Origin of the sequence: Paenibacillus sp. CFBP13512 (assembly GCF_005233705.1) — a bacterium.
Classification (GTDB): Bacteria; Bacillota; Bacilli; order Paenibacillales; family Paenibacillaceae; genus Saccharibacillus; species Saccharibacillus nuruki.
Genome location: NZ_QGAD01000030.1, coordinates 18667 through 27028, shown reverse-complemented (window position 1 = coordinate 27028; position 8362 = coordinate 18667). Strand labels below are relative to the sequence as shown.

General features: G+C 33.4%; 8 protein-coding genes. 2 read left to right on the top strand and 6 right to left on the bottom strand.

The window, feature by feature from the left end:
• The coding region (locus PaeCFBP13512_RS23305) for a hypothetical protein (protein ID WP_161594348.1) at positions 1–517 on the top strand (517 nt) is incomplete at its 5' end.
• 729 nt (positions 518–1246) lie between these two features.
• Positions 1247–2068: a helix-turn-helix domain-containing protein gene (locus tag PaeCFBP13512_RS22490; protein WP_137226172.1), complete on the top strand. Its 822-nt coding sequence runs from the start codon at positions 1247–1249 to the stop codon at positions 2066–2068.
• Positions 2069–2073: 5 nt separating this feature from the next.
• On the opposite strand, the gene PaeCFBP13512_RS22485 is transcribed toward PaeCFBP13512_RS22490, so the two are convergent.
• The 6 genes from PaeCFBP13512_RS22485 to PaeCFBP13512_RS22460 all read right to left on the bottom strand — a co-directional run bounded on the left by PaeCFBP13512_RS22485 (position 2074) and on the right by PaeCFBP13512_RS22460 (position 8309).
• Complete coding sequence (locus tag PaeCFBP13512_RS22485) at positions 2074–2289, bottom strand: hypothetical protein (RefSeq protein WP_161594347.1); 216 nt, start codon at positions 2287–2289, stop codon at positions 2074–2076.
• A 163-nt stretch (positions 2290–2452) separates the two neighbouring features.
• A complete protein-coding gene (locus tag PaeCFBP13512_RS22480; protein ID WP_137226170.1) occupies positions 2453–3583 on the bottom strand; it encodes a GGDEF domain-containing protein in 1131 nt (376 codons plus the stop codon).
• Positions 3584–3601: 18 nt separating this feature from the next.
• Positions 3602–3985 (bottom strand): hypothetical protein, encoded by a 384-nt coding sequence (locus tag PaeCFBP13512_RS22475; RefSeq protein ID WP_137226168.1) that lies wholly within the window; start codon positions 3983–3985, stop codon positions 3602–3604.
• A gap of 125 nt (positions 3986–4110) precedes the next feature.
• Positions 4111–5724 (bottom strand): stalk domain-containing protein, encoded by a 1614-nt coding sequence (locus PaeCFBP13512_RS22470; protein ID WP_161594346.1) that lies wholly within the window; start codon positions 5722–5724, stop codon positions 4111–4113.
• A 647-nt stretch (positions 5725–6371) separates the two neighbouring features.
• Entirely contained in the window at positions 6372–6599 is a 228-nt protein-coding gene (locus PaeCFBP13512_RS22465) for a hypothetical protein (RefSeq protein WP_137226164.1), read from the bottom strand.
• A 195-nt stretch (positions 6600–6794) separates the two neighbouring features.
• Positions 6795–8309, bottom strand: a complete 1515-nt coding sequence (locus PaeCFBP13512_RS22460) for a serine/threonine-protein kinase (RefSeq protein ID WP_137226162.1) — start codon at positions 8307–8309, stop codon at positions 6795–6797.
• Between the last annotated feature and the right edge of the window lie 53 nt (positions 8310–8362).

Here is an 8362-nt window from a genome sequence, read left to right as displayed (position 1 = left end):
AGAACATCATAATAATAATGAATTTAATTGTTGCATAAGTAATTTATCTTTTGCTAGTAATGATATTAATTTAGCTAAAGCTCATACACTAGATAAAACTCAACCCATTTTATTAAAAAAAATGGCTGTAAATTTTTTTAAGGATTTTAATACACAAAAATATCAAATCACTTTAAAGTGTAACGATGATTATTATTTAACACTAGATAATGAAAAAAAACTACTAGATCGTATCTACCTAGTTTATGATGATAATTTTCGTGTTGTATACACAGATGCTAATAGAATAGTAGATGAACTTTTAGAAACAGGAGAAATAGATTTTAAATTGTTATCCTACAATAGTCTAGACTATACTTTAAAAGTTCTTGTGTATTCCGATGAAGAAATAACTGAAATACAACATACACAAGATAAAGATGGGAATTTTATGATCATTGTTCCTGATAGTAAAAAAGATGAATTCTTTTTCAATTCTATCCCTCCAAAAAAAGAACTTTACGAAAAAGATGAATAATTTATACAATTTTGTCTAGAGGTGATACTCAAAGTTTGTTTATGAGTATCATTTTTTATTTTAAACCACAAAATTTTCTTATTTAGTAACGATGTATTTATGATTATTGATGAATATATTGTAACGGTTTAAAAAAATGAATCGTGTATCATCTAATTAAATAATATAATTATATTGACACATAATGAATGTAACTAATAAAAACTAGTTACAGAAGTAATAAAAGAACCACGTCCTTTCAACCCCGATATATTGTCCTTTCAACCCCGATAGCAAAAAAAAATCCAAAAAAAATTAAAATTTCTGAAATGTCCTTTCAACCCCGATACAACGTCCTTTCAACCCCGATGTTTTTTGTTTTTTCGTCCTTTCAACCCCGATATATCGTCCTTTCAACCCCGATAATTTCAAAACGTCCTTTCAACCCCGATATATTGACTCTGCATTTAGAGTCAGAATACAATGCATATAGGCAAAATTTATTTATGTAAAAAACGAAAACTCCCTATATAAATATAGGGAGTCAGCAGAACTAACATCATAAACTTGAAGAGCGGCAAACTCTTTAAGTTCCATTTCTACAGGAATATGTTTCGGCAAAAAACATCATTCCTGGAGTTGTATTAAAGTCGCTTAAAAACTTTAACACGCTTATACCATTATTATATAAAAGTTAATCTACTATATCAAGGTATATGCGTGAAATAATTTATCTCTGGAGGTTATTTCATGTACTCATCTCAACCTATTCTTAACGATCTACAAGATTTACTAGCAGATAAAGATTTGAAGACCTACGAAAAAATGGTTTTAATCGTTTTTAAAGTCTACGAACATACCCATTCATCCATATTCCCTGATTATGAAACAATTGCAGCTGCCGGAGGCATGTCTAAACGTAAGGCGCAATATGTAGTTAAAGAACTCTCTACTCAAGGCTTAATTCAAAAAGAACACAGATATAAAAAAGATACTGAAGGTTATTACAAGCAAACTTCAAATTTGTATCAACTTTCTTCGACTAGTACCGTACCTCAAAATGCACTGGATGCACAAAATGAGAAAAATGATGCACCTCATGCACCAGATTCTGCTGTATTATACGCACCAGATGCATCCTATAGTAATAAAAATCTTTTAAAAGATTTAAATTCTTTAAAAGACTTAAAAGATCTAGAAGAGGAAGAAGAACAAATGTCTCCCTCATACACAATAGAACCAGAACCAAATCCATATCCTAAATACGAAAAAGTCTATCATCAAATGATTATTGAACAACAAACGGGATCTCTAAATTATCTACAAAAAGAATTTTTAGAACAATGTAGTACAAATGACTTGCCAAATGTATTGGTAGAATCGATCTATCAACAAGTTGAAAAAGAGATTAGCTGTTATCGCTTTGAGGCTATTGAACGAGCCATAACAAAGCTTGTGAAAGCTATCAGAACCAGACAAGTAAAAAATCCAATAAACTGGTTTTCATCAGTGTATAAAAATGAAGATCTACTTGTTAGAACAGAACAAGAACTACATCAACAGTCATCTTAATGCGTTTAAGGATTTTGTTTTTTAAGTAATTTAGAAATATCTAAAGGTTCATCATAATCTGAGAACTGAACTTGTATCTCTATATTCTTACGATCAGCAGTATACTCTTGTTTAGGATAGTACGAAATTCCGATCAATCTATATTTTCCAGCATTTTTGTTATTTAAAAACCGAATTGGTGTTATCATAAGCTCGCTCTCTTCCTTAATCATTATTTTCACTCATTTAGAATGATACAAAACTACATTAAGGATTTTTATTTTTATTAAGTAAACGCTTCAAATTATTTTAATTACAGTTAATAGTATATTCAATTTTATGCGATGATAAAAAAAAAGACAACCAATAGGTTGTCAGTATTACAAATCTTAAAGTTTATATTTTTTATACAATTATTTTTTCATTGTTTTTATCTTCGAGAATATTTAAAAGTGGTGAGTAGCCTACTACTTTATTTTTACCTGTTTTTTTAGCAGAATACATGGCTTCATCTGCATGTTTAATAAGATTATCTGGAGTATCTTCAGAATCATAATTTTTGTAACCTACACTTAATGTAACAATGGTCTCTTTTTCAACGCGTTGTAGAATCCTTTGTGCAAGTATTTCTGTGGATATAGAGTTGTCATATACTAACGCTACGATCTCTTCTCCACCGTATCGAGCAGCTATACCTATGTCTTTAGTTTCTTCTATAAAAATGGAGGCAACATGTTTTAAAGCTTCATCCCCCATCTCATGACCTTGCGTGTCATTTAACTTTTTGAAATTATCAATATCAGCAAAAATAATATCAATGGGTTGAGAATTGCCTAAACACTGATGAATATAGCGCATAAACATTCTTCGATTATATAGTCCTGTTAGAGGATCTGTTATAGACGACATATAAGAACCTTCTATTAAATGTAGAGAGTAAGACATAATGATCATAAAAAATAAAGCGTAACTAGCAACGGCAACTAGCAAACCTATAAAAGCTACAATAGGATTCGTGTATTGTACAATATCATTTATTAATAAAGACAACGTAAATAGTCCCGAACTTGCAATTAAGCTCTGAATTGAAGCGTACTGCTTGTAATTTTTGTATAGTAGCCAGGTAAGAGCTGTAATACAAAGTATTGCTGATAAGCGTATAGAAAAAACACCTACGGCAAACACGATCGCTGATGATGAGAAGTAGTATATCTTATCCTTTATCATAGGGATATTGTTGAATCTGAAAAAACCATACAGAATTAAAAGAAATAACATTTGTTGAGAAGAGTGAATAAGCGTATGAAGTAAAGCTCCTTTTATATTGAAAACCAGTAGTATGAATGCTGTTAAAAAAAGCATACTATTTACAATAGAATGAGCTAACATGATTCTAGAAAATACAGAATACGGTTTCCTTTTTCTTGATAGATACAGCTGAAGTGTTGCTACAGTCATAACTAAAAGAATAGGCGTACAAATAAGTAAATAAATAAAGTCTCCTGATAAGCCTTTTAAAAATTGAAACTGTTCCATTTAGACTATACTCCTTTGCTACTGATAAAATTTATTGAACCAGCTCTTATGCCAATCCAACGGATTCATAAGATAGCTTAACCAGGAGAAAATCACCCCTTTTTCTTCAGCTTCATTTTCTTTCGGTTTTACAAAGGCTTGTCTAACCATTGGATACACCACAGCAAACCATATGACTGATCCAGTTAGTAAAAATTTGACCATTCCTCCGGGAGTATTTAATACATAATTCCAGTTTGGATATTCCTGATCTAAATCTTTGGCTTTAGCCCAAAAGAAAAAAACAGTATATATCATTAGTCCAAAAACGAAATAAAAGACAGGCACAACAAACTGTAAACGGAAAATATACAATAGAAAAAAAATAAGTAAACCCAAACAAATCTTACTTAAACGTGGCATAATACCCTCACTTTTCAAAACAAAAAGCACGCAAACAACCCTAGTAGGGTGTTCGCGTGCTTCGCGTTATGGTTTATTTAATTGGTAGCATAATTATACAATATAATGCAGATACTTTAAAGAAGTTATTGTGTCAGTGCTTTCTTGGCTAACTGTAAGGATTGATTGGCTTGTTTTAATTTTACCGTTGCCTTGGTCAAAGACTCGATGATATCTTTTTGCTTTACAATGGTGGTCCAATCCGTTGAAGCCAGTGACTTGGCAGAAGCCAATAAAGAATCTATATTCAATAAATCCTGTAGCTGTTCTGGATGGGTTAGCGAATCTTTAATACGAATAGCATACTGTTCAATAGCTACTGAAAAATCTTTGTTTTGTAACGTTTGAGCAAGCTCAGTAGCATGCTTAGATTGAGATGCTGCTACCTTAATATTCTTGGTATATGATTTTAGCGGTTCTGCTATTAAATCTACCTTTTGAATCAGTGCCTTACTAGCTTCGATCGATAACAATTTATTCGTATCACCTTCAGCTGGAAGCATCTTTAAATCTTGAAGTAACAACAATCCTTGATCAGGGTTAATATCAAGAGCATCGCTTATGATTTGAACAGACGTGGATAGAGTTACTGGTTCCTTAGAGTTAATAAATGCTTCAGTAATCGTGAGTCCTTTCTCAATCGCTAGCTTGGTTGTTTTTTGTACCTGCTCGTCTTGACTTAGATCATAAAAAGATTTTGCTAAAAATACAGCTTTAGTTTCAGGAAAAATTGCCATGATCAAAAGTCTTGTCATCTCATCTTGCGAAACATATTTTTTAGCAGCTGATGAATCTGTGATCAAAGCAGGTAGATTTGATTCTTCTAGCATGCTGGTGATCGCTGTATCAGTATTATTGGTGTTCCAGAGCCCCATACTTTCGCTTTTAGCCATTCCTTCTAATTCAGTATATAAAGAAGCCCACCGTGTATTAGGAGCAATAGTCATCGCTCTAGCGTAGCCCTTAGATACTAAATCCGCATTAAATAGTAAGCCATTTTCAAGAAACACATAAGCTAAAGTTCGTCCATAGATATCATTCGATTGGTCTGTGCTGATATATACCGTTTGGTGACTAAGAATTGACTTTGTATATGCAGATGCTTCAGGGCCGTAATTTTGTACCGGTGTATTTGCTTTGACTGTTTCCGGAGTATCTACTCCAATTAAGCGAATAACGGCTCGTTCTCCTTTTTGCTTACCTGAAGTATAAACACCTTCAAACGTATCCCCGTCTCTAATGTGATCGATCTTCAAAGATTGCGTCGGGAATGAGTTAATTGTAACTGTATGTGCTGTAGGTAACCAACCAACCTGTGACCCAAAAGACTCACTAACAAAACGAAGTGGAACATAAAGTGTATTGTTAATTACTTTAGGAGATACTTTCATAGATATGTTCTGACCATTTTTTAAAGCAGTGTATTTCCCTACTGTCACTTTAATTTGGGTTTTACCTTTGCTAGCCGTTACAGTATCTGTAGCATTATCCCATTTTACAGATGCTCCAAATTGCTCAAAAATAGATCTCATTGGAATCAGAGTACTACCATTAATAACAGTGGGTTTTTGTACCATGCTTAAATCCTTACCATCAAAATATACCGCTATTGGTGTTTGTTGCGCTGCATAACTCTGGCAAGACGAAATTAAAGTACATACGGATAAAGCACAAGCAGAAATAATAAGTTTGAATTTCATATTCATTCTCTCCTCAAAAAAAGAACGCGCTAGTCCCCTTAAAGGATTAGCGCGTTCTTCGTCGCATTAGTATTAGATTAATTTGATTTTATCATAAATAAATCAGATGTGTACTTGAAATATAAAAAGCTTGATCAAAGCACTGCTTTTCTCTTTTTTTCTTTATGCAACTCTATACGATATTCGATGTAGCTGTAACATATAGCTATTGTGATGACCAAAAAAGCTGCTTGCCATGCCCAGGTTAACAGATCGTGGTTAGTAATACTTCTCATTATGATCTCCTTTAAATTTTTGGCGTTGGATCTCATCCATATCTTTTTGGTTTAGAAAGCGGAACATAATCGGGTGATAGCCACGTTTCCGAATTAAATCCTTATCTAATACATAGTAGTTATATTTAGTTGAAATAATTCTGTGATTTTCCTGTTCAAGTTGCATCAAAATGTTCTTATACTTGCGTGCTACCTGTCGAATCATTAATCTACAAAACAGATACAAGGATGCTAAAAAAAGAAAACTTAGCAACAATAAATTGCGTTTTTCACTCCAAGAAGGGGAATCTATACCAATGAAAATGCTGAATTCATGAAAAAAGTGAACACCTAAGTATATGGTGATTATCAATGAAAAAATCCGTATAATCATTAACTACTTTTCAATCCAATAGATTCTAATTCATTGGAATTCATACCTAATCTGTGGCTTGCTATGCTAAAAGCGTGCTGAGGGATAACCTCTCTAATTTCTTGCTCCAGCCCTTCAAATAATTCTTTTCCTTTTAACTTGTCTAATTTATTACCGTTAGTCATTAAATTCAGTAATTCTATCTGTTTTTTCATCAAAATTGCTTGAGTTAATTTGTGGTTACTCATTTTGTGACACCCTCTATTTTGTATTTAAAAACTTTCTTTCTATCTTATATATAACAGTAAAAAAGAACCTCTGCAAATAATTACAGGGTTCTTTTGAATAAATAGCAAAATAAGCTTCTGATTTATTCGCTGAATTGCTAGGACTATATTTAGGATCAAATAGATAATAGAAAAAGTTGACCGATTATATTCATATTATTGTCGCCATGTTCCGTAAGGATCAATTTCTGGCATATATGAAGGCTCAGATAACTTGTTGCTTACTCCTTTTGCAAACCAGCCCATCCATCTATCAAGAAACTCATTCTCATTTCCAACTTCGATCTTCATAAATGGCCATGCAACTTGATATTCTGCCAAAGTATTACCAAGAGCTTTCCCAGAGTCTTCTCCAGGAAGAAGAGAAAAGGGATTTAGAGATGTTCTTTTATTTACTACAGGTGTAATCATATAAGCAGTTTCGTACCAGTGAAAGACACCTTCTTCTTCTACGTCACAAAACCAAATTGAATGTTCTCTTCCTTGATATCCGTAATTGTTGGGTGGAATCTGAACTCTAATAGATGTGTATGCTAACACCTGAAAAGCTGGCTTATAATATCCCCATTCAGTATTAATGGTTTCTTGAATAGGCTGAATTGTTAGGGTTGCAGAGCCCAATGTAGCAGAAAAACCATATAATTCATCCTCATTAAAATTAAGAAGAGTTTGGTTTTTTGCTGCCCTTCCGATAATAGTATGTCCTATTTTTTCTATTTTTGCGCTAGGAGCGTTATCATGAATCGATTGTTTTAATTGATTAATAGTCATAGAAAAAAGTTGAGTTGCTGATTTTACAATCTCAAACTTTTGCTGATTCTCATCTTCAGTTGCAGATCGTGCTGTCATTTCACTGGCTAGTTCTTGAGACTTAGACAAATTAGCTGATTGTAACAACGAAGCACCTTCAGACGCTGGTCGAAGAACTTGATCAAGCCGAGAAATAAAATCTTTAGCTAATGGTCTTACTGCTGGAGCTTTCATTAGACATTGAGTGATTAAGGCTGTCAAAAGCGTTGGACAATCGTTTAAGAAAGGAGGATTTTGTATAAGATGTTCTTGTCTAGAATCAATACCAGGAAAAGGTCGTGTACCTGTAATTAATTCAAAACCAATAATACCCAAGGAGTACATATCCGAGGCTGACGTAGCTCGTTGATGTTGCCACCGTTCTGGCGCATTGTACGAACCCGTCCAAGAGAATTTATGAGTGTCAGCTACAGTAGAAGCTTCTGCATACCTTGATATTCCGAAATCAGATAAACACCAATGTCCGTTAAGAAGTAAAACATTCTCAGGTTTCAGATCTCTATGAACTATGCTACCCTGAATATCAGATAATGCTACGGCAATGTCTGATAGAACACTCAGCGCTTCAGGGATAGACAAATTCCCCTTCTCTTCAAGATAGTCGCGTAAAGATTTTTCTGCTAATGGCATAACAAGAACCCAGTAGTTCTCAAATTCACCAGAATCGATTATTGGGACGATATTACGAACACCTTTAAGATTTTCAAATAAAAGTTCGCGGTCTGCCCCAGGCTCTTTTGGAATTAGTTTAATAGCTACATTTGTGTCGCTATTCTCATTCTCAGCTTTATAAACTTTTCCAAACCCGCCACTTCCGAGTTGCGATCCAAGCGTCCATCTTTCATTCAGATTAATTTCCATCCTACTTTACCCCCTGATTAATATCATGAATAGTATTTATAACGATAGGTTCC

Coding starts and splice junctions, on each gene's coding strand:
- PaeCFBP13512_RS22465 (WP_137226164.1), bottom strand. CDS start 6,599: ATGAGTAACCACAAATTAACTCAAGCAATTTTGATGAAAAAACAGATA.
- PaeCFBP13512_RS22490 (WP_137226172.1), top strand. CDS start 1,247: ATGTACTCATCTCAACCTATTCTTAACGATCTACAAGATTTACTAGCA.
- PaeCFBP13512_RS22480 (WP_137226170.1), bottom strand. CDS start 3,583: ATGGAACAGTTTCAATTTTTAAAAGGCTTATCAGGAGACTTTATTTAT.
- PaeCFBP13512_RS22460 (WP_137226162.1), bottom strand. CDS start 8,309: ATGGAAATTAATCTGAATGAAAGATGGACGCTTGGATCGCAACTCGGA.
- PaeCFBP13512_RS22470 (WP_161594346.1), bottom strand. CDS start 5,724: ATGAAATTCAAACTTATTATTTCTGCTTGTGCTTTATCCGTATGTACT.
- PaeCFBP13512_RS22475 (WP_137226168.1), bottom strand. CDS start 3,985: ATGCCACGTTTAAGTAAGATTTGTTTGGGTTTACTTATTTTTTTTCTA.